Annotated in this window: 21 protein-coding genes; 15 read left to right on the forward strand and 6 right to left on the reverse strand. The window is 34.4% G+C overall.

The features are described from left to right. The first annotated feature begins 85 nt into the window (after positions 1-85). The 10 genes from ACTQ5K_RS01705 (at position 86) to ACTQ5K_RS01750 (ending at position 10037) form a co-directional block, all read left to right on the forward strand. The gene (locus tag ACTQ5K_RS01705) at positions 86-1204 is read left to right on the forward strand and encodes a GerAB/ArcD/ProY family transporter (RefSeq protein ID WP_349204145.1); all 1119 of its coding nucleotides are present in this window, start codon (positions 86-88) and stop codon (positions 1202-1204) included. Beyond that, on the forward strand, positions 1201-2793 hold the full coding sequence (locus tag ACTQ5K_RS01710) for a spore germination protein (protein ID WP_441131323.1): 1593 nt from the start codon (positions 1201-1203) through the stop codon (positions 2791-2793). Before ACTQ5K_RS01705 ends, ACTQ5K_RS01710 begins: the two co-directional genes overlap by 4 nt. Beyond that, positions 2790-3986, forward strand: coding sequence for a Ger(x)C family spore germination protein (locus ACTQ5K_RS01715; protein WP_441993365.1), 1197 nt, complete (start codon positions 2790-2792; stop codon positions 3984-3986). Before ACTQ5K_RS01710 ends, ACTQ5K_RS01715 begins: the two co-directional genes overlap by 4 nt. A gap of 166 nt (positions 3987-4152) precedes the next feature. After that, a complete protein-coding gene (locus tag ACTQ5K_RS01720) occupies positions 4153-4503 on the forward strand; it encodes a lmo0954 family membrane protein (RefSeq protein ID WP_441131325.1) in 351 nt (116 codons plus the stop codon). A 20-nt stretch (positions 4504-4523) separates the two neighbouring features. Further along, on the forward strand, positions 4524-5174 hold the full coding sequence (locus ACTQ5K_RS01725) for a PspA/IM30 family protein (RefSeq protein WP_441993367.1): 651 nt from the start codon (positions 4524-4526) through the stop codon (positions 5172-5174). Between the two features lie 288 nt (positions 5175-5462). Beyond that, positions 5463-6197 (forward strand): cell wall-active antibiotics response protein LiaF, encoded by a 735-nt coding sequence (gene liaF / locus ACTQ5K_RS01730; RefSeq protein ID WP_251627713.1) that lies wholly within the window; start codon positions 5463-5465, stop codon positions 6195-6197. After that, positions 6194-7240, forward strand: coding sequence for a sensor histidine kinase (locus ACTQ5K_RS01735; protein ID WP_251627710.1), 1047 nt, complete (start codon positions 6194-6196; stop codon positions 7238-7240). Before liaF ends, ACTQ5K_RS01735 begins: the two co-directional genes overlap by 4 nt. Then, the gene (locus ACTQ5K_RS01740) at positions 7233-7865 is read left to right on the forward strand and encodes a response regulator (protein ID WP_031537391.1); all 633 of its coding nucleotides are present in this window, start codon (positions 7233-7235) and stop codon (positions 7863-7865) included. Before ACTQ5K_RS01735 ends, ACTQ5K_RS01740 begins: the two co-directional genes overlap by 8 nt. Before the next feature lie 197 nt (positions 7866-8062). Beyond that, complete coding sequence (locus ACTQ5K_RS01745; RefSeq protein ID WP_048716773.1) at positions 8063-9388, forward strand: oligosaccharide flippase family protein; 1326 nt, start codon at positions 8063-8065, stop codon at positions 9386-9388. Between the two features lie 88 nt (positions 9389-9476). Then, the gene (locus tag ACTQ5K_RS01750) at positions 9477-10037 is read left to right on the forward strand and encodes an RNA polymerase sigma factor (RefSeq protein WP_031537393.1); all 561 of its coding nucleotides are present in this window, start codon (positions 9477-9479) and stop codon (positions 10035-10037) included. Positions 10038-10225: 188 nt separating this feature from the next. Here ACTQ5K_RS01750 and ACTQ5K_RS01755 read toward each other — a convergent pair whose 3' ends face one another. Next, positions 10226-10486, reverse strand: coding sequence for a hypothetical protein (locus tag ACTQ5K_RS01755; RefSeq protein WP_031537394.1), 261 nt, complete (start codon positions 10484-10486; stop codon positions 10226-10228). Positions 10487-10612: 126 nt separating this feature from the next. Between ACTQ5K_RS01755 and ACTQ5K_RS01760 the strand changes: the two genes are divergently transcribed. The 3 genes from ACTQ5K_RS01760 (at position 10613) to ACTQ5K_RS01770 (ending at position 12723) form a co-directional block, all read left to right on the forward strand. Further along, positions 10613-11545, forward strand: a complete 933-nt coding sequence (locus ACTQ5K_RS01760) for a magnesium transporter CorA family protein (protein WP_031537397.1) — start codon at positions 10613-10615, stop codon at positions 11543-11545. A 106-nt stretch (positions 11546-11651) separates the two neighbouring features. Next, positions 11652-12158, forward strand: a complete 507-nt coding sequence (locus tag ACTQ5K_RS01765) for an acyl-CoA thioesterase (RefSeq protein ID WP_031537398.1) — start codon at positions 11652-11654, stop codon at positions 12156-12158. 280 nt (positions 12159-12438) lie between these two features. Beyond that, a complete protein-coding gene (locus ACTQ5K_RS01770) occupies positions 12439-12723 on the forward strand; it encodes a hypothetical protein (RefSeq protein WP_031537399.1) in 285 nt (94 codons plus the stop codon). A gap of 72 nt (positions 12724-12795) precedes the next feature. Here ACTQ5K_RS01770 and ACTQ5K_RS01775 read toward each other — a convergent pair whose 3' ends face one another. From ACTQ5K_RS01775 to ACTQ5K_RS01785, 3 genes are all read right to left on the reverse strand, one after another. Beyond that, a complete protein-coding gene (locus ACTQ5K_RS01775) occupies positions 12796-13434 on the reverse strand; it encodes a Bax inhibitor-1/YccA family protein (RefSeq protein ID WP_031537401.1) in 639 nt (212 codons plus the stop codon). Between the two features lie 73 nt (positions 13435-13507). Next, entirely contained in the window at positions 13508-13885 is a 378-nt protein-coding gene (gene mscL / locus ACTQ5K_RS01780; RefSeq protein WP_031537402.1) for a large conductance mechanosensitive channel protein MscL, read from the reverse strand. A gap of 138 nt (positions 13886-14023) precedes the next feature. Beyond that, positions 14024-14296 (reverse strand): acylphosphatase, encoded by a 273-nt coding sequence (locus tag ACTQ5K_RS01785; RefSeq protein ID WP_031537403.1) that lies wholly within the window; start codon positions 14294-14296, stop codon positions 14024-14026. Positions 14297-14685: 389 nt separating this feature from the next. Here ACTQ5K_RS01785 and ACTQ5K_RS01790 point away from each other — a divergent pair, with 389 nt between their 5' ends. Then, positions 14686-15804: a hypothetical protein gene (locus ACTQ5K_RS01790; RefSeq protein WP_441993373.1), complete on the forward strand. Its 1119-nt coding sequence runs from the start codon at positions 14686-14688 to the stop codon at positions 15802-15804. Positions 15805-15907: 103 nt separating this feature from the next. Here ACTQ5K_RS01790 and ACTQ5K_RS01795 read toward each other — a convergent pair whose 3' ends face one another. After that, on the reverse strand, positions 15908-17140 hold the full coding sequence (locus tag ACTQ5K_RS01795) for an aminopeptidase (protein WP_048717937.1): 1233 nt from the start codon (positions 17138-17140) through the stop codon (positions 15908-15910). Between the two features lie 213 nt (positions 17141-17353). On the opposite strand from ACTQ5K_RS01795, the gene pgmB reads away from it, so the two are divergent. Then, entirely contained in the window at positions 17354-18019 is a 666-nt protein-coding gene (gene pgmB, locus ACTQ5K_RS01800; RefSeq protein WP_284561311.1) for a beta-phosphoglucomutase, read from the forward strand. A gap of 50 nt (positions 18020-18069) precedes the next feature. Here pgmB and ACTQ5K_RS01805 read toward each other — a convergent pair whose 3' ends face one another. Then, the gene (locus ACTQ5K_RS01805; protein WP_441993472.1) at positions 18070-19059 is read right to left on the reverse strand and encodes a DNA topoisomerase; all 990 of its coding nucleotides are present in this window, start codon (positions 19057-19059) and stop codon (positions 18070-18072) included. Positions 19060-19158 lie beyond the last annotated feature (99 nt).

Raw genomic sequence — 19158 nt, forward strand, 5'->3', positions numbered from 1 at the left:
AAGTGATGCTTAAATGCCAACTAGCAATGAAATAGCTGATTTAAATACTGGATGAAAATTATAACCAATAAGGTGCTGAATGATTATGTTGACAGAAAAACTATCTTTAACACAAATATTTACGATGATTATCAATTTCCTTCTTGGAAGCTCTATCGTAGTTGGCATAGGAATGGAAGCCAAGAGAGATGCGTGGCTGGTTGTTTTAATTGGAATGTTTGTCGGCTTACTTATTATGAATTTTTATCTTTATTTCATGTCATTGCTACCGGGAAAAAATATATATGAGATAATCGAATATTGTTTTTCTCGAAAAGTTGCAGTTATTCTTGCTCTTGTTTATCTAAGTTATTTTATCTATATTTCTGCAAGGGTTATTAGAGACTTTGGGGAACTAATCACAACTGCCATTCTTCCTGCAACACCTATCGAATTTACGATATTTACGCTCATGTTAGTAATTGGCTATATATTGTATCTAGGAATTGAGGTTTTAGGGAGAACGGCAGAGATATTTAGCCCCTATATGTTTGTATTTGTATTCTTGCTGTTTATTTTATTATACGCTGGAGGCAAAATAAATCTTACGAATATACAGCCAATTCTTAGCAGTGGAATAATGGAAGTTATTAAATCGACCATACCTTCGATTATTGCATTTCCTTATGGAGAGCTTATAGCATTTACGGTTATTTTAGCAAATATAGGAGACTTTAAAGCGGCTAGAAAGGTATGTTTAATAAGTGTATTTATTGCTAGTGTAATCTTATTGTCCTCTGTTTTTCTCATCATTGCTACATTAGGAGAAAATACTGCAACCCGCGCAAATTTCCCATTATTGATTGCTGCAAGGCTTGTTAGCATTGGTGAGTTTCTTGAAAGAATAGATGTGTTAGTTGTGTTTATTATGATGCTAGGAATATTGATCAAAAGTTCAGTGTTTTTATATGGAGGCTTAAAAGGAATAGAGTATATTTTTAAGATTCCATTTCGCTATTTTGCAATGCCGGTATCCTGTATAGTAGCGATGTTTTCAATCTTTATTACGATAGATTTTTCCGATCATTTGGTAGAAGGATTACATGTAGGTATATTTCTACTCCATCTTCCACTTCAATTTGGATTTCCTATTTTGATTGTGTTTGTACTGTTAATAAAAAAATGGAAGGAACAAAGGAATGAAAAAAGGGAGATAAGAGCATGAATTATTTTAAAAAGATACTGTCTATAAATAGTAAAAAAGAAATACCCTCCAATGTAGTTCCAACAAAAGCAAAAGAGATAGGCTTAGATAAATTAACATTTGAAGAGCTAAAATTAGAAATTAATAAAACCTTTGGGAATACGGCTGATTTGCAGTCTGATGACATTCGTGTAGGTAAAAGCGATGGACGTATTTACTATTTAGAAACAGTAGTTAATACAGAAATGTTAAAAGAAATGTTAGGAAATACGTTAGAGAATTCAGTGGATAAAGATATTGTCATAGAAACAGTAGAAGATTTGCATAATCTAAGTAAAAGAAGCTTTGGGGTATCAGGATATAAATTATTGAACACGATGAATCATATAGTTTCTTCTCTCTTGGAAGGCCGAATTGTAATTGTATTCAGAGGGGTTGGGCAGGCACTTAGTTTAAATTATTTAAACAGTGAGGGGAGAGCGGTAGCAGAGCCTACTACACAAACAGTAGTAAGGGGACCAAAAGACTCTTTTGTAGAGGATGCCTCAACCAATATAAATTTAATAAGAAAAAGAATACGAAACCATCATTTGCGTTTTGAGAAATTTATGCTTGGAAACGAAACGCGGACAAATGTTTATATGGGTTATATGTATTCTATTGCAAATGAAAAAATAGTAAACGAGGTGCGTTCAAGACTAAATAAGATTGATATTTCTGCCGTGTTTGAGTCTGCAAATGTCGAGGAATTAATTATAGATAAAAGCTTGACGGTCTTTCCACTTGCTATGAATACAGAACGTCCAGATGCAGTAGCAACTTATTTAATGGATGCGAAGATTGTCATTATAATTGACGGCTCCCCTTTTGTATTAATAGTTCCAGCTGTTCTTACTGATTTTTTTACATCTCCAGAAGATAACTATCAAAACTATTTTATGAGTAGCTTTGTTCGAATGATTCGCTATTTGTCCTTTATGATTGGCTTAATTATGCCGTCCGCTTATGTAGGTGTATTGACCTTTCACCCAGAGCTTTTACCAACCACCTTACTATTAAGTGTTATTGCTCAACGGGAAGATGTTCCTTTTCCAGCAGTAGTAGAGGTATTTATTATGGAGATTACATTTGAAATTTTAAGAGAAGCAGGGGTAAGGATGCCACGGGCTGTAGGTCAAACGGTTTCTATTGTTGGTGCATTAGTTATTGGACAAGCTGCGGCTGAAGCAGGGATTATTTCAAACATTATGGTTATCATTGTTGCGATAACGGCGATTGCTAATTTTGTATTCCCGAATTATAACTTTGCAAACGCATCGAGACTTATTCGATTCGTTCTTATCATTGTTGCATCTGTATTAGGTTTATATGGTGTTCTTTTAGTGCTTGTATTTATGGTTGCTCATTTAAGTTCCCTTCGTTCTTTTGGAGTTCCATATTTAGCTCCAGTTGCTCCATTTATCGTTGAAGATCAAAAAGATGTATTTGTCCGATTTCCACTGTGGGCAATTAGTAAGAGACCATCCTATTTAAGTCCGAATGTAAAGAATAAGCAAAAGCCCCAAGGATCTCCATCTCCTCCTAAGCATGAAGGTGGGGACAAAAAGTGAAAAGAGTAGCTGTCTTTCTATGTATACTAAACTGTTTATTTCTATTAACGGGCTGTTGGGATCGAAAAGAATTATCTGAAATTAAAGTAGTTGCAGGGATGGCAATTGATAAAGGGGAAAATGCAAAATATAAAGTGTCTGTAGAGGCGTTGAATGCAGCAGAATTAAGCACCCAATCTGCAGGGGGAAATGCGCCTACGGTAGTTGAAGGGATTGAAGGGGATTCTATCTCAGAAATTACCCATCTTTTTAATGAATATTATGCACAGATTTTAATATACTCTCATATGAAAGTGCTCGTAATCAGTGAGGAAGTAGCAAGTGCAGGAAGACTGGATTTTATTGATTTTTTGGAAAGAAACAGAGAGATAAGAGATGACTTTAACATTATTATCGCTAAAGAAGGGAAAGCAGAAGATATTTTAAAAATAGCTGCCCATTATAAAAAGGCATCTTCTTTAAAGCTATCTCCACAATTGGATCATTTGCTGGAGGATTGGGGAGGAGACCCTGGAATGAGTATTATTAATTTTATCTCTGAGCTAAATTTGGAAGGAAAAGAACCAGTGCTTGCTACCGTAAGGCTAAAAGGAGATGTTGAAAAGGGGATGAGTATGAAAAATATTCAGAAGGTAACCCCTGATGCAATTGTTGTGGTAGATTCACTGGCGATTTTTAAAGATGGTAAGTTAGTGGGGTTTCTGAGCTTAGAGGATACTAGGAATTATTTATGGACGAGGAATGATATAAAGACTACTTCTTTGACACTCGAATGCAAAAAGGGAGACTTTAGCGCGATTCGAGTAACAGAATCGCAAACAGAAGTAACGTCTAAGATGAAGAACGGTAAGCCTTTTTTTCATGTAAGTATAAAAGCAGAAGGATTTATTGAAGGAACTCAATGTTATAATAACGTGGAAAAGCTTGGAACGATTGCTAAATATGAAAAGTTAATCAATGAAACTTTTTCAAAAAAAATAACAGATACCATTACAAAGGTCCAAAAACAATACCAAGCGGATATTTTTGGATTTGGAGAAGTAATGAGAAGGCAAGATTTTAATTCTTTTATGAAAGTAAAAGATAACTGGAATGAAGAATTTGCTTCAGGAGATGTAAAAGTAGATATGGATTTTGTTTTAAGAAGGTCTGGTATACGTTCAAAGAGCTTTTTAACCGAAACGGAAAAATAAACAGGAAACATAGAAAAAACTGGTCATTGCGAACAGTTTTTTCTATGTTTTTTTTGGATTAGCTCCATCTAAGACTAAAGTTGTAGAGGAAAATCAAGCTAAGGCACGTTATGAAAAGAACAAGTAAAAGGTAACATAGTAGATAAGAAAGGAGCGAAAACACAAAATGAAAAAATTTGGTTTATTTATTATTGGAGCAGCTGCTTCTATTATCCTTTTATCACAGATAGGTCCATTATTAGGTTTAGTAATTAGTGCAGCCATTCTTTATTTCGCTTTTAAGCAATATGTAAAGGCGACAAGTACAGCAGGAAAAGTTGGGTGGGGGATAGCTGGAATTATCATGCTTATCATAACTGCAAGTAACCTTCCAGCAATTATTGGTTTGGCAGCAGCATATATATTGTATCTTGTTTATAAAAAATGGAATAACAACAAACAATCTATTATCACAAAAAAATCATCAGATGACCCATTTCAAAATTTTGAAAAGCAATGGTCAGAACTAAACAAATAAGAGAAGGAGAGGAATTAGGCATGACGAATTTATTAGAAAGAATGAAAAATACTGTATTGGTTGATATAAATAATTTATTGGATAAGAAGGAAGAAAAGAATCCGCTTGCGCTTTTAAATCAATACGTAAGAGAATGTGAAAAAGAGACAGATAAAGTAAAGAAATTAGTGGAAAGACAATATAAATTAAAAGAGGAATTCTCAAAAGAATTACGCCAGGCAGAAGAAATGGCAGAAAAAAGGAAAAGACAGGCAGAGGTTGCTCGTAAAGCGGAAGAAGAAGAGCTTTCTTCTTTTGCTCAACTAGAACAAACTCATTATGAAGAAAGAGTAGTCCATTTAAAGGAATCGTTGAGAAATACCGAGCAGCAATTGCATGAAATCGAAAAAAAATACATGGATATGAAGCATAAATTAAAAGATATGAAGATACGTCAAATGGAGCTAATGGCAAAGGAAAATATCACAAAGGCACATCATACAATGAATAAAGTTTTAGAAGAAAAACAAGCAAGCCCAACAAATCAAGCGCGCTTTACCGAAATGGAAGAATATATTGAAGAACTAGAGAAAAAGATAAATACAGAATACTATAAACAAACAATGGATGAAAAGTTAGCAGCTTTAGAGAAAGATATGCTAAAAAAAGAAGATGATACCATTTCTCTATAAAAAAATGATATCCTAAAAGAGGCTGGAGCTACAAAAGCCAGCCCCTTTTATTTTTGATATAGACAAACAGAAAGAATTAAATAAAATTTCAAAGATTGTTTTAATAAATTATGTAGGTAACCACGTTGTAAAACGGGTGATTGGAGTGGAAAGCAACCTACTCATTCAACGTGTATTGTCATTTTTAGTCTGTCTTAATTTAATGATTTAGTATTAGCCATTTATTTTTTGTAGGGAGAAACAATCAGATTTTCACCATAATAAAACAAAGAAGGGAGAGAATAGCCAATGTTTAAACAACTAAAAGATCATTATGCGAATTGGGTATATGTGGTTGGAGGGTTTTTATTATTAGAAATCTTTGTCTTTAATCCAGGACTAATCTTTTCCCTTCTTGTTTCCATTGGTATGATGTATATCTCAAAGAAATCTCTGCAAGGCGGAGTCGGAAAAATCCTATTTTGGGTTGGTTTACTGATTTTGATCGTTAGTATCCTAAATATGGTTACCGTAAAAATAATTTTATTTATGATTCTTGCCTATTATCTTTTTCAATTATTCCAAAAGAAGAATACTACTGATGTGATTAAACCGATAATTAAAGATAAGGAAACAGAACCATTTACACAGGAGCCAATCATAAAGAAGGAGCCCTTATTTACTAATTCATTCTATAATCGCAATATTACGCCAGATCATGTATATGAATGGCATGATATTAATATTCAATGTGGAATAACGAATACAATGGTTGATCTTAGCTATACCGTTTTGCCAGAAGGAGAAACGGTTATGATGATCAAAAATATTGTAGGAGATGTAAAGCTGTATATCCCTTATGATATGGAAGTTAGCATTAATCACTCCATTTTCTTCGGTTCTTATCATATATTTGGAGAAGAAGAAGAGAATGCTTGGAATAAAAATGTAAGCATCCGGACTGCTAATTTTTATCAAGCAGAAACAAGGGTGAAGATTTTCACTTCCTTTATTGCTGGTAGCTTAGAGGTGAAAAGAATATGAGTATTATAACTAGACAAATCTTGTGGGGAGTATGTATATCCCTTCTTTTACTTGTATTCTTTTCCATTTGTTATTTATTTGTTTTTCCTCCAGAAAACTGGGGAGCTTTGTGGGAAAAAGAATTAATGGATGTTCCGTTTGTCTTATTTATAACAAGTGTCGATATTACATTAGGTATTCTAATTGGTTATTTGTCCGGCTTTTCCTGGAAAAAACAAATTCGTTCCATGGAACAAGCTCTACATACGATGGATAAAATGGAGTACCGTCCTGTTGAGCCAATTGGTTCAACAGAGGAATTACAGTCATTGAGCTATAAGATGATTCAATTGCAGAATCAATTAGTAGAACAAACGAAGCTTTCACAAAAGCTTGTAAAAGAGAAAGCAGAGGATGAAGAGGTGAAAGTGCAAAGTATCATTATTGCAGAACGAAATAGGCTAGCAAGAGAGCTACATGATTCGGTTAGCCAGCAATTATTCGCAGCATCCATGCTATTGTCAGCGATTAATGAAACAAGACCGAAAACAAATGATCACGAGTCTCGGCAGCTACAGCTAGTAGAGGAAACGATTCATCAGTCTCAATTAGAAATGAGAGCCTTATTGCTTCATTTACGTCCTGCTGCATTAAAAGGGAAATCATTAAAAACAGGAATTATTGAATTATTGCAGGAGCTACAGCAAAAGGTCAGCTTAGAAATAGAATGGAAATTAGAAGATATTGATTTGGATAAAGGAATGGAAGATCATCTTTTTCGGATTCTTCAAGAATCTGTATCCAACACATTAAGACATGCAAAGGCAAGTTCCTTACAGGTCCAGCTTATTCAAAGAGAATCATTTGTCATTTTACGAATAATAGATGATGGAGTTGGTTTCAATATTGATAAAAGAAAGGCAGGCTCTTATGGACTTCAAAACATGCATGAAAGAGCAGCAGAAATAGGTGGGGTATTAAAGTTAATCAGTTTGGAAAATAAAGGAACACGTTTGGAAGTAAAAGTTCCGATTTTGGAAGGGGAGGAGGATATAAATGATTAGAGTATTACTTGTTGATGATCATGAAATGGTACGGATTGGCGTTTCCTCTTATTTATCTGCGCAAACAGATATCGATGTGGTGGGAGAAGCGGAAAATGGCAGCAGAGCAGTAGAGCTAGCACTCTCGTTAAAACCAGATGTCATTTTGATGGACTTAGTGATGGAAGAAATGGATGGAATAGAAGCAACACGCCAAATAGTAGAAGCATGGGAGGATGCAAAAATTATTATTGTCACTAGTTTTCTTGATGATGAGAAAGTCTATCCAGCTTTACAGGCTGGTGCAACTAGCTATATGCTCAAAACATCGAAGGCTAGTGAAATAGCAAGAGCTGTGCGCGAAACATTTCAAGGCCAAATTGTGCTAGAGCCAGAAGTCACCGATAAAATGATGACAAAAATGCGGGAAAAGAAAGCAACTCCTCTGCATGAAGAATTAACCGCGAGAGAAATGGAAATTCTTCTATTAATGGCAGAGGGCAAAAGCAATCAGGAAATTGCCGATGATTTATTTATCGCTTTAAAAACGGTAAAAACACATGTTAGTAATATACTTAGCAAACTACAAGTACAAGATCGAACACAGGCAGTCATTTATGCATTTAAGCATTCCCTTGTAGAATAAGAAAGCCAAATCCCTTTCATATTAGGAACACTCCCTTAATCAAACGTTTAAATAAGATATTTCTCTCTCTTCTATCGAGAAAAAGACAAACTAGGAAAATATTTTTCGAACTTGTCTCATATGATGGTAAAGAAGAGAAAAATAAACACACGTCTTTTACATTTACGTTTGTAGAAGATAGATTGAGGGAGAGATTCATGAGTTCATTTTACAAAGGGACCTTCTTATTAATTGTAACAGCTTTTTTTGGCGAATGTATTGAATTTATTATTAATATGATAATGGCCAGGGAACTTGGAGAACATGGACTAGGCCTATTCATGACAGTGTTGCCTACCATTTTTCTCATCGTCCTGCTAGCTACCTTTGAGTTGCCAACATCTATTTCAAAATTTATAGCAGAGAAAGATTCAAAGTATCATTTATCCATGCTTCAGCAAGTGCTAAAGTGGACCATTATATTTACTATTTTTCTAACGATCATCGCATCTATCATCATACCTTTTATCCCTATTTTTTATTCCTATCATCCACTATTAAAGTGGCTAGTCATTCTCCTGCTGCCGATTATTTCCTTCACCTCTATTGCAAGAGGTTATTTTATGGGAAAACAGCAGATGGGGAAAATTGCCGCTTCTAATTTTTTGAAAAAAATCATTCAGCTTGGATTATTGGTCTTCTTATTTCAGTGGTTTTCCTTTGACCTTAATACATCTGTATTAATTGCCTTTTTTACAATCGTTGGAAGTGATACAGTCGTCTTACTGTACTTAATGCATATGTTTTTCGTACAGTATCAGCGGATTAAAAAAGGGAAGAATGAAACCATGAATGGAAAGGTAATTTGGAAAGATTTATTATCTGTCTCTATTCCGACAACGGGACTTCGAATATTTCATGCACTGACCCATGCTATTCAGCCATTTTTAATTAAAGGTGCATTAGTGGCTTCAGGAATTACAGCAGCGAACGCAACAGAGCAGTATGGAATGCTTGCTGGGATAGCAATGACGATTGGATTTTTCCCAGCCTTTATCTCCCATAGCTTTATGACAATGCTGATACCGACCGTTTCGAAAGCATATGTCCAAAAAGACTATTCCAAACTGCAAAAACTATTGCAACAAGTAATGATAATTACCGCTATCTACGGTACTATTGCTGTTGGAATATTTTATTTTTACGCGGATACATTGACAATGACCTTTTTTCATTCCACTCAGGCAGCAATAATTGTTCAGCTTTTATGGCCGTATTTTTTGCTGCATTACTTTACCATTCCAATGCAAGCATACTTAATAGGGTTAGGGCTGCTAAAGGATGCAGTTTTTCATAGTATTTGGTCAACTTCTTTCTCCTATGCAGCAATCTATTATTTAGGTTCTTTAAGTCAGCTTCAGATGAGTGGAATTGCGATCGGCATGAATTTAGGGGCAGTCATTTTAGCCTCATTACATTATTTAACGATCTGCAAAAAAATAGGGATTTCGATATGGTTAACACCTGTAAATAAACTTCATTAAAAAATTTTGATAAATTGTGTAGGGATTCGAATGTTGTAAGACGTTTATTATGTAGAATCGTAAAAAGGGAAGGGGAAGATGAAAGAAAATGGAATCCCTAATAGATAAAACGCAATTAGCGGAAGAAAATCAAGAAGAATTATTTGAACAAGTAGTGAAAGAATATGGAAAATCAATTTATATTTATATAGTATCACTCGTGAAACATAAAGAACTTGCAGAGGATTTGTATCAGGAAGTATTAATTTCTGCTTATACATCATTTGGATACTTTGAGGATGTCCAGAAAGTGAAAAGTTGGCTATATAAAATTGCCTTAAATAAATGTAGAGATTATTGGAGAAAGGAAAAATCCTCGAAGAAATTTTGGGAAGAGACTGTCTATACATATGCACGAGATACGTCTGTTGCTTTGGAACCAGAGGAAACATTACTATGCAAATGTGATAAAGAGGAAATGATTGATACATTAGAAGAACTTCCTAATATGTATAAAGAACCATTACTCCTTTTCTATTATCATAATCAAACATTAGTAGAAATTAGTAATCATACAAAAACACCGTTATCCACGGTGAAAACAAGAATGAAACGAGCGAAGGATCAATTAAAGCCTAAGGTCATGAATAAAAACATTGCTTATTTGTAAAAAGAAAATGGAATCAGTGGGAGAAAGTTGATCTACTCACTGATTCGTCACAGGATAATGGTGCATTGATGTTTCCTTTCGAATACTCGATAGCCTCACTAAGTTTAGCTAAGAACATATTAGCTTTGAATCCATTCATAGTAGGCATCATCATACATAGTCGCAATTCAAATCTTGTCATAATAGACTTATGTTTCTGCTAATTCATTATTTCTTTGTTTATTATAGTAATTTACCGAATACATGGCACCTTCATTTACCATATTATTGTCACCAATATCATCTGGAGCGGGATTTCCTGCTTTAGAAAGTAAATCGTCTTTTTGCGTAGAATTGAATTTGTTTTTTAAGCGATTAAACATATCTCTTCCTTTATTTGTGAAAAGAAAAAAACTTCCTACACCTGCTCCTAATAATGCAAAGGTACGCATTGAATTTTTTCCAAACATGAGAGAATCCCTCCTATTATTTTACTGGTCCTTCTTGTTTTACTACTATTCCTTTATTTACCCCATTGAGAGTTTTATAAACTATGATCAGGGAATAATAATAGAAAACTAGTAAGGGGGATACATATGAAAAAATACCGGTTAGAAAACTGGGATTGGTATCAGTTGTTAGAAGAAGAGGATGTTGGAGAAGTTTCGTTAGAAAAAGGACCGTTAATAAATACGTGGTTTCGTGAAATAAAAGATAAACGAACGAACTATCTTCACATTGATACGTCAGTAGAAGATCAGGAAACATTAAGTGGCTCCCTTATATATCATCGGGAAGTAGATAAGAAGGAAGAGTATGAAATTTTTCATTTCTATTTATCCAATGAAGCGCTAATCACCTTTGATTACAAAGATAATAGCCTGCATATCGATAGAAGTAACTTTATCCAGGAAATAAAGAGAGCGCAAACGCCGATTGAAGGGTTTATGGTTATTTTAGGAAAAATAATGACAGAAATTTTGTATCATATTGATTCCTATGAACAGCAATTAGATGAATTGATTTGGGATGTAAAACAGAGAAATAGTATAAAGACATTAGATAAAGTATATAAATCTAGACATGAACTTCTTATTTGGAAGAATGTCATGATTCCCTTTTTAGAAATAAGATATTCATTGGAAGAGGCATTTGGAGAGAAAATTACAAAGGGAAAAGAATATGCGCGCATTAGTAAAAGAATTGACAGAGGATTAATTTTGGTAGAAGAATATCAGAAGGAATTAAATAATCTTGTCGATTTTGAAGAAGTTGTATCGCAACATCGAGGAAATGAAATTATGAAAACTCTTACAGTGTTTACTACACTATGCACTCCCATTATGGCATGGGGTGCACTATGGGGAATGAACTTTAAAATAATGCCTGAGCTAGAATGGAAGTTAGGCTATCTATTTTCTTTAGCAATTATTATTGGGTCTACTGTCGTAGTTTATTTCTTTCTCAAATCAAGAGGTTGGATGGGTGATTTACTAAAAGCGCGGAAGAAAAATTCATTTTTTCGATAATAGATTACCAAAGAAAATTAGACTCTCCCTTATAAAGTAGCATATAATAATGAAGGTAGATATGTTATGGAAATTCAAACTCCCAAAGGTTATGCAAGGAGGATATATGGAAGAGTCTAAATTTTGTAGTGAGTCCCTTGTGGTAAAAACAAGCATTGTTTTTCCAACTGACACGAATACTTATGGTACTTTATTTGGCGGTAAGCTAATGGCATATATTGACGATACAGCTGCCATTTCAGCGATGCGACATGCAAGAAGGGGAATTGTGACGGCTTCGACTGATTCTGTCGATTTTTTGTATCCGATTCATGAAGGGAATGCTGTTTGCTTAGAAGCTTTTGTGACCTATACAGGATCTTCATCGATGGAGGTTTTTGTTAAAGTAACTGCGGAAGATTTAATTTCCGGTGAACGGCATTTATGTGCACTCAGTTTTCTAACAATGGTTGCTATTGATGAACATGGAAAACCAACAAAAGTTCCTAAAGTAATACCGCAAACGGAAGAAGAAAAAAGTTTATATGAGTCTGCGAAAGAACGAGCAGAGGCAAGAAAGAAACGGAAGAAAGAAACAGAAGAGCTTGCAAAAAAATATAGAAGTTTAGGATGATCAATCGAGAAATCCCATTTTCTTTATATGGAACAATCTCTAAACAATAGGGGAAGAAGTTGTCGAAGGGAAAATCGTTAAATGAATAAGATTCCTCGAATGGTAAAAAAACGATATTAGATGCTGTCGAAATATCAAATTATTTTCCAGGAAATGATGGGGAATTTCCGATATCTTGTCTAATATCATTGTCTGATTTTGCAGGGGGGATAGATTTCCGTTTTTCCTTGCCCATGTAGTATCCTCATTACTATCAAGGGATAGATGCTAGGAGGTAAAAATGAAAATATTTTCCCTTTCCTATTTTGTGATCACAAGGAAGATTGACTTACATATTCAAATCGAAGAAGAAGAAAAAACGCTCATTTTATGGAGTGATAGAGTTACAAGTGAAGAGCATACATTTCCGTTAAATGCGATACATGACATTTCATTTAAACCATCTCCAAATCGCTATAAAATCCTTTACTTGCACACAAATAGAGGTGTTTTCTCTTTTGTTGTAAAAGACAATCCAGAGGAAATGATTCGACAAATCAAAAGTCGTTTGGAAGATTATTTTTAAAGGGATAAATGTCGTTTTTTTAGCAAAAAAGGTTTGAGCAAGGAGGTTTTGGACCTCTTTACTCAAACCTTTTTAATCTCTACTGGACAGTATGCCGAATATACGTAGGATACTTATAAATAAATTTAGAAAATCAAGATACAAATTAAGCGCCATTAAAGGAACTTGATCTGCTGTAACGCCATAATGCTTCATTCGATTAAAATCATATAGCACATAGCCGCTGAATACAAGCACACCGATGAAGGAATATGCAAGCATACCGCCTGTTGCTAATGGCCAAAAGATATTAAAAATCCCGATAGTAATTAAAGCGATTAAGGAAGCCAGTAACATTCCTCTTAAGAAAGAGAAGTCTCGCTTCGTTTTTGTCGCGTAAATAGCGACACCAGCAAATACAACAGTTGTGGTTCCTAATGCATTAATAACCACATTTCCCCCGACAGTTGATACATAATAAGATACGATTGGAAAGGTAGTAATTCCTGAAATAAACGTAAAGATAAATAAAAAACCATAGGATAATGATTTTCCTTTTCTCGCAAAAATGGCAATTAATAAAAGAACAACTTCTAAAATAGATAAAGGCAAGAATAAGTAGGTTGGTACGAAATTACCAATCATCGTGCCGATAAAAGCTATTCCTAGTGAAAGGGCAAAAGTTCTTAAAACAGAGGGCATATATTCATTGCTTGGACTATATGCATACATTTTTTCTTCACTCCCGTATTGAGTTATGATTTATAGATTACTACGAAAACAACCTCTAAAAAGTTTCACTTTATTATTCTTTTTCACGAACAGCTTCTGCTTTTAATAAATCGCGAATTTCCTTTAATAATTCTTCTTTTGTATCTACTGTTACAGCTTCATCTTTGACTTCTTCTTTTTTCTTAAATTTACTTATTAACCGAACTACGAGAAAAATCGAGAAAGAAATAATGAAAAAATCAACAATTCTTTGTATGAAATTCCCATAATGAATACCAGCATAAGTCCATGAAGAAAAATTTACTCCGACAATAAAATGAGCAAAGAGAGGCATAATTAAATCCTCCACTAAAGAACTGACAATTTTGCTGAATGCTGTGCCAATCACTACCCCAACGGCTAAATCAATTACGTTTCCTTTTATTGCAAATGCTCTAAATTCTTTCCACATATTATCCTCCTGAAAATATCACTTTTGTTTCCATTATTGGTTATTAAAATATAATTATTCTTACATGAAAAATGTTTAATTTCAAGCTTCTGCTTTTGCTAAAATAGAGTGAAGAGGGATAAGGAGAAGCCTATTTGATTAATAGATTACTTTGAAAATCGAAAATGGTTCTTTCGGCTCACTTTCCGTTATCGCTATATGCTGTACTTTAATGAAACGATTTCCTTTTTTTATTTTTTCCACGAAAGCATGGAGTGTGTCAAGCGGAGCAATGGCGATACATTCCACAGTACCATCTGCTTTATTTCGAACCCATCCAGTTATGTGGTTTTCTAAAGCTAATGTTTGGACAAAATAACGAAAACCAACTCCTTGCACCCTTCCGCTAACAATAAGATGAAATTGCTTCATTTTTTACCTCCTTAAGGTACACCTTCTTATGTGAGATAATTTTTATTAATCATCTCATATTTATTTGTATTGTCGCAAGGTGGGTCAATAGATGTGAAGTGGAACTTGCAGAAAAATAGTCCATATGTTGTGTGTGAATGGTCTTGGAGGATAAGAGGAAAGTAATTGGAAAAAGCTAGATTTGTAGATTGGAGAGCAATTTGGTACTATAAATAGGTGTGTGTCAGGCTTAAACAAAATGTTAGTACTATTTTTTGTTAGCCTTAAATAAAATAACTTATGGTGAGAGTGCCATTTTCTTCAATGATAAAGGCAATAATTAACCGTAATCGAGATATTTATTCTCCAAATAGAGAGAATAGATGTGTTTGAAAAATAGGAGAAAAATAATGAAAAGAAATAAATATATCTGGTTATTATGGGTAGGGGTAATGATAATTGCAGGAATTTTAGTGGCTTCCATGGTGAATTCCTATTTAGCAGAAAAACTAAAGAACGAGATGGACAAAAAGCATGTCGTTATTAAGAAAGATTTACAGTGGGTAGAAGAAAATGCTTATTTTGAAATAGATATGAAAGTCAAAGAGAAAGTGTATCAGGTATTTATTGTAGGAGAAGGGGAAAGAAAGTATCAACAAGTCGAAGATAATGAGCTTGGGAAAAAAGATGATACAATTGTATCCGGAGACTTTTCCTTTTACGTATGGACAAAGGAGTACGGAAATGAGGTAGTGAAACAAGAGCTAGAATTACCAAAAATGCTGATTTTTAATTTGTCCCAAAAAAATATTGAAACATTTCTTGTTAATCAGCAAAATATTGCTGCTGTTTTTCAAGGGGAAGAAGCAAATGAAGTAATGGCTTATTTCTATACTATTCATAAAGAGAAATTGGTTGCCTTGACAGATTATGGCATGAAAATATACAGCAAAAGTATCAAAAACATTCAACAAAACTATATACAGACATTAAGAAAAAAAGATAATGAAATAATGGAATTTGATACATGGATGCTTGAGCCAACTAATGAAAAATTATTAAAAGTGGATGGAACTTCTATTGAGAATAAGGAAATCATTAAAAATTGGCTTGAGCAGGAAGAGTTTTATTTTCCATATAAAAATTTAAGTGTTACGACAAGTTTACTAAATTTAGCGGAACAAGGCATGTTAATAGGTGCTCAATATCCGATTGGTACCAATATAAACGAAATAAAGAAAATAAACTCGAGCTATACGGATACTGAGTATAATCAGAAATACAATCAATTAGTTCTTCCAGAGGTCACTTATTACTATGATAAGGATACGAAACTGGTTACCTCTATTTCGATATCTGGAATTCGATTAAAAGAATCGGTGCAGGCCATTCAAGATACATTAGGAAAGCCTGAGGAATATGTTACAAAAGATGATGGGTATGTTGCGACATACTTAGCAGGAAATTATAAGCTACTAATCCAATTAGATTTATCGCAAAAGATTAAATCGATTCGATTAGTAAAATAGGGTTTTTTCGTAGCAAAAATAAGGATGTTTCATGGAATGGCTATAAATTGTAACCAATCCATGAGACATCCTTTATTTCATTTTATTTTTGGGAGGCTGGCGCTTAAAAAGCCCAATCACCATTACGGAACACGGCTTCTACAGTACCATCTGCTGTAATACCATCAATGTTCATTTTGTCTGAACCAATCATAAAGTCGACATGTGTAATGCTCTCGTTAAGTCCTTTTTCTGCTAATTCTTCGCTAGACATCTTTTTCCCACCTTCAATACAGAATGCATAGGCACTTCCAATTGCTAAGTGGTTTGATGCATTTTCATCGAATAATGTATTGTAGTATAGAATATTAGATTGTGATATTGGAGAACGATGTGGCACTAAAGCAACCTCTCCAAGATAATGAGAGCCTTCATCTGTTTCTACTAACTGGCGAAGAATTTCTTCTCCTTCCTCAGCCTTCACATCCACAATACGTCCATCTTTAAAGGTAACAGAGAAATTATTAATAATATTCCCACCATAGCTTAATGGTTTTGTACTTGATACAGTTCCATTTACACCTGTTTTATGAGGAACGGTGAAAACTTCTTCTGTCGGCATATTTGCCATGAATTCAAAACCTTTTTCATTGATAGAGCCTGCTCCACACCATAGATGTCCTTTTGGAAGCTCGATGGTTAAATCTGTACCTGGAGCTGTGTAATGAAGCTTTTCATATGCTTTCTCATTTAAGTAATCTACTTTTGTATGAAGTGTTTTGTCATGTTCTTGCCAAGCTTGGATTGGATTTTCCTGATCCACTCTGATTGCTTTGAAAATAGCATCCCAAAGTAATTCTACTCTAGAATCTTCTGGAGCGTCAGGGAAAACAAGATTTGCCCATGCCTTTGAAGGCACAGCAATTACTGTCCAGCTTACTTTATCGGACTGTACATATTTTCGGAACTGGCTTAAAGCGGTGCCAGAAGCTTTTTGGAAATTGCTGATTCTTTCAGAAGGAATCCCTTTTAAAAGGTCTGGACTTGAAGATACAACAGACATGAAGGCTGCTCCTTCTTCCGCAAGTGCAATTGTCTCTTTTGCTCTCCATTCGGGATATTCGGTGAATGCTTCGTCTGGTGCCAATTCAAATTTTGTGCGAGTAACGACATCATCACCCCAGTTAACAACGACATTTTTTGCACCGATTTGGTATGCCTCTTTCACTACTAAACGAACAAATTCAGCAGCTTCAATAGATGTATTGATAACAAGTGTTTGTCCGTTTTGGATATTAACGCCGACCTTTACTGCAAGTTCAGCATATTTCTGAAGATTTTCTTGAAATGTACTCATTTTCATTCTCCTTTTCTATAAGCTATTAGCTCTATGTATGAGCATAAATCCCAAGGATGGAATGGATGCTGCTTCTATTGTAGCTTTTTTAGAATAAGAAATAAACTGATTGATCGTAACATTAGGATAATAATTGATGGTATTTAGAGGAGCGTGACAACTAGGCTGTATTTTTTGTTAGAATAGACGTGACGATTATTCAAGGAGGATTATATGGCTAATAAATTACAGGCAGTTATCTTTGACTTTGATGGTGTTATAGCAGATACTGTCCCTCACTATTACGAAGCAACGAAAAGAATGGCGATGAAAATCGGAGTCCCATTTACAAAAGAGGATAATTTAAGGTATCAGGGTGTACCAAGAAAGATTCTGATTGATGATTTAGTGGCAAGAACAAATAATGTTTTTTCAGAATCAGAAAAAGAAGCGCTAGGAAATCAGAAAAGTGATTATTATAAAGAATTAATTAGTGAATTTACTGTTGAAAATATGTTGCCAGGAATGTATGTGTTTCTAAAAGAATTGAAGGATGCCGGGATAAAATTTGGAATTGCGTCCTCTAGTTCCAATGCTCCGTATCTTTTGGATCGCTTTGGAATTAGAAACTGGTTCGAATGCATCGTAGATCCTCATTCTCTAACAAAAGGAAAGCCTGATCCAGAAATATTTTTAACAGCTGCGGATTGTTTAGGGGTTGATTATGCTAATTGTGCTGCAATAGAGGATGGGCAAGCAGGCTTGAGCGGAATATTGCAAACACCTATGTTTGCTGTTGGTATTGGGGAGGGAGAAGTTTTTGAGAAAGCAAATTGGCGAGTTTCCTCTACCTTGGAATTAAAAGCTAATACTTTATTAGAAAAGTTTCATAATAGATAGAAAAAATCCAAACAATCATATGTATCGTGTGATTGTTTGGATTTTACTATTTAATCTTCGTCTTTCTTCATAGCGGCTTTCAACAAGTCACCTAAACTGTTTCCAAAGCTTTCGTCTTTGCTATATTTTTGAACTAACTTTCGTTCTTCTCTTTTATTTATCGTTTTTTTACGATCTGTCGCTTTCTCTACAACGTTACAGTTTCTGCATTGGAAATAGGTTCCTGCTACTCCGTTATGAATCTCCATTTTCTTATGGCATTGCGGACAGCGTTTATTTGATAGCTTAGGATCCTTTCTTTTACTGAAGGAACACTCTAGACTGGAGCATACAAGAATTTTTCCGTTTTTTGTATTCTTTTCCTTCAAGAAGGAACCACACTCCGGACACTTGGAGCCCGTTAAATTTTGCATTTTATATGATTTATCACTATGTTTAATTTCACGGACAAATCGTTTGGTTTGATCCTTGATTTGCTCCATAAACTGTTGAGCATTTGCTTTTCCCTTTGCTATATCCTCTAACTCATTTTCCCACTTCGCTGTCAAGTCAGGAGTAGTCAAATCATCGTTAACAAGATTAATCAATTGTTTCCCTTTAGAAGTAGAATGTAATTTTCCGTTTTGTCTTTCCAACACTTCAGAGGAAAGGAGTCTTTCAATAATTTCTGCACGTGTAGCAGGTGTTCCAAGCCCATATTTCTCCATTTTCCCTAGAATATCAGCTTCCGTAAAGCGTGATGGAGCTTCTGTGAATTTTTGCTCCATTATCACGGATTGTACTGTTAACTTTTTTCCTTTTTGAAGCTGAATCTTTTTGTCAGAATCTGTTTTACGGTTATCTAAAGCTTTAAAGCCTAAATCCAATACATTCGTTTCTTGAGCAACAAATGTTTCTCCATTGATGTCTAACATAGTAGAAATCGTTTCATATTTGTATTTTGGATAAAATAATGTCAAAAATCTTTTTACGATTAAATCATAAATTTTTACTTCCTCATTATCTAAACGATTTAAAAAAACGGGCTGTTCCGTTGGAATGAATAGGAATAGGTAACTTTCTACTTCGGCATTATCCGTTAAGTGTACTCATTTTCCCCTCCTCCACACCGTACGTGAAAGTTTCCCCTCATACGGCGT

Source organism: Niallia sp. Sow4_A1, assembly GCF_052116745.1.
GTDB classification, from domain to species: domain Bacteria; phylum Bacillota; class Bacilli; order Bacillales; family Cytobacillaceae; genus Niallia; species Niallia hominis.

Bases quoted from the DNA above. Each gene is read 5' to 3' on its own strand.
- ACTQ5K_RS01790 (WP_441993373.1), top strand. From the start codon at position 14,686: ATGAAAAGAAATAAATATATCTGGTTATTATGGGTAGGGGTAATGATA.
- ACTQ5K_RS01755 (WP_031537394.1), bottom strand. From the start codon at position 10,486: ATGTTTGGAAAAAATTCAATGCGTACCTTTGCATTATTAGGAGCAGGT.
- ACTQ5K_RS01795 (WP_048717937.1), bottom strand. From the start codon at position 17,140: ATGAGTACATTTCAAGAAAATCTTCAGAAATATGCTGAACTTGCAGTA.
- ACTQ5K_RS01705 (WP_349204145.1), top strand. From the start codon at position 86: ATGTTGACAGAAAAACTATCTTTAACACAAATATTTACGATGATTATC.
- ACTQ5K_RS01740 (WP_031537391.1), top strand. From the start codon at position 7,233: ATGATTAGAGTATTACTTGTTGATGATCATGAAATGGTACGGATTGGC.
- ACTQ5K_RS01735 (WP_251627710.1), top strand. From the start codon at position 6,194: ATGAGTATTATAACTAGACAAATCTTGTGGGGAGTATGTATATCCCTT.
- pgmB (WP_284561311.1), top strand. From the start codon at position 17,354: ATGGCTAATAAATTACAGGCAGTTATCTTTGACTTTGATGGTGTTATA.
- ACTQ5K_RS01710 (WP_441131323.1), top strand. From the start codon at position 1,201: ATGAATTATTTTAAAAAGATACTGTCTATAAATAGTAAAAAAGAAATA.
- ACTQ5K_RS01745 (WP_048716773.1), top strand. From the start codon at position 8,063: ATGAGTTCATTTTACAAAGGGACCTTCTTATTAATTGTAACAGCTTTT.
- ACTQ5K_RS01785 (WP_031537403.1), bottom strand. From the start codon at position 14,296: ATGAAGCAATTTCATCTTATTGTTAGCGGAAGGGTGCAAGGAGTTGGT.
- ACTQ5K_RS01760 (WP_031537397.1), top strand. From the start codon at position 10,613: ATGAAAAAATACCGGTTAGAAAACTGGGATTGGTATCAGTTGTTAGAA.
- ACTQ5K_RS01775 (WP_031537401.1), bottom strand. From the start codon at position 13,434: ATGTATGCATATAGTCCAAGCAATGAATATATGCCCTCTGTTTTAAGA.
- ACTQ5K_RS01750 (WP_031537393.1), top strand. From the start codon at position 9,477: ATGGAATCCCTAATAGATAAAACGCAATTAGCGGAAGAAAATCAAGAA.
- mscL (WP_031537402.1), bottom strand. From the start codon at position 13,885: ATGTGGAAAGAATTTAGAGCATTTGCAATAAAAGGAAACGTAATTGAT.
- liaF (WP_251627713.1), top strand. From the start codon at position 5,463: ATGTTTAAACAACTAAAAGATCATTATGCGAATTGGGTATATGTGGTT.
- ACTQ5K_RS01725 (WP_441993367.1), top strand. From the start codon at position 4,524: ATGACGAATTTATTAGAAAGAATGAAAAATACTGTATTGGTTGATATA.
- ACTQ5K_RS01765 (WP_031537398.1), top strand. From the start codon at position 11,652: ATGGAAGAGTCTAAATTTTGTAGTGAGTCCCTTGTGGTAAAAACAAGC.
- ACTQ5K_RS01720 (WP_441131325.1), top strand. From the start codon at position 4,153: ATGAAAAAATTTGGTTTATTTATTATTGGAGCAGCTGCTTCTATTATC.
- ACTQ5K_RS01770 (WP_031537399.1), top strand. From the start codon at position 12,439: ATGAAAATATTTTCCCTTTCCTATTTTGTGATCACAAGGAAGATTGAC.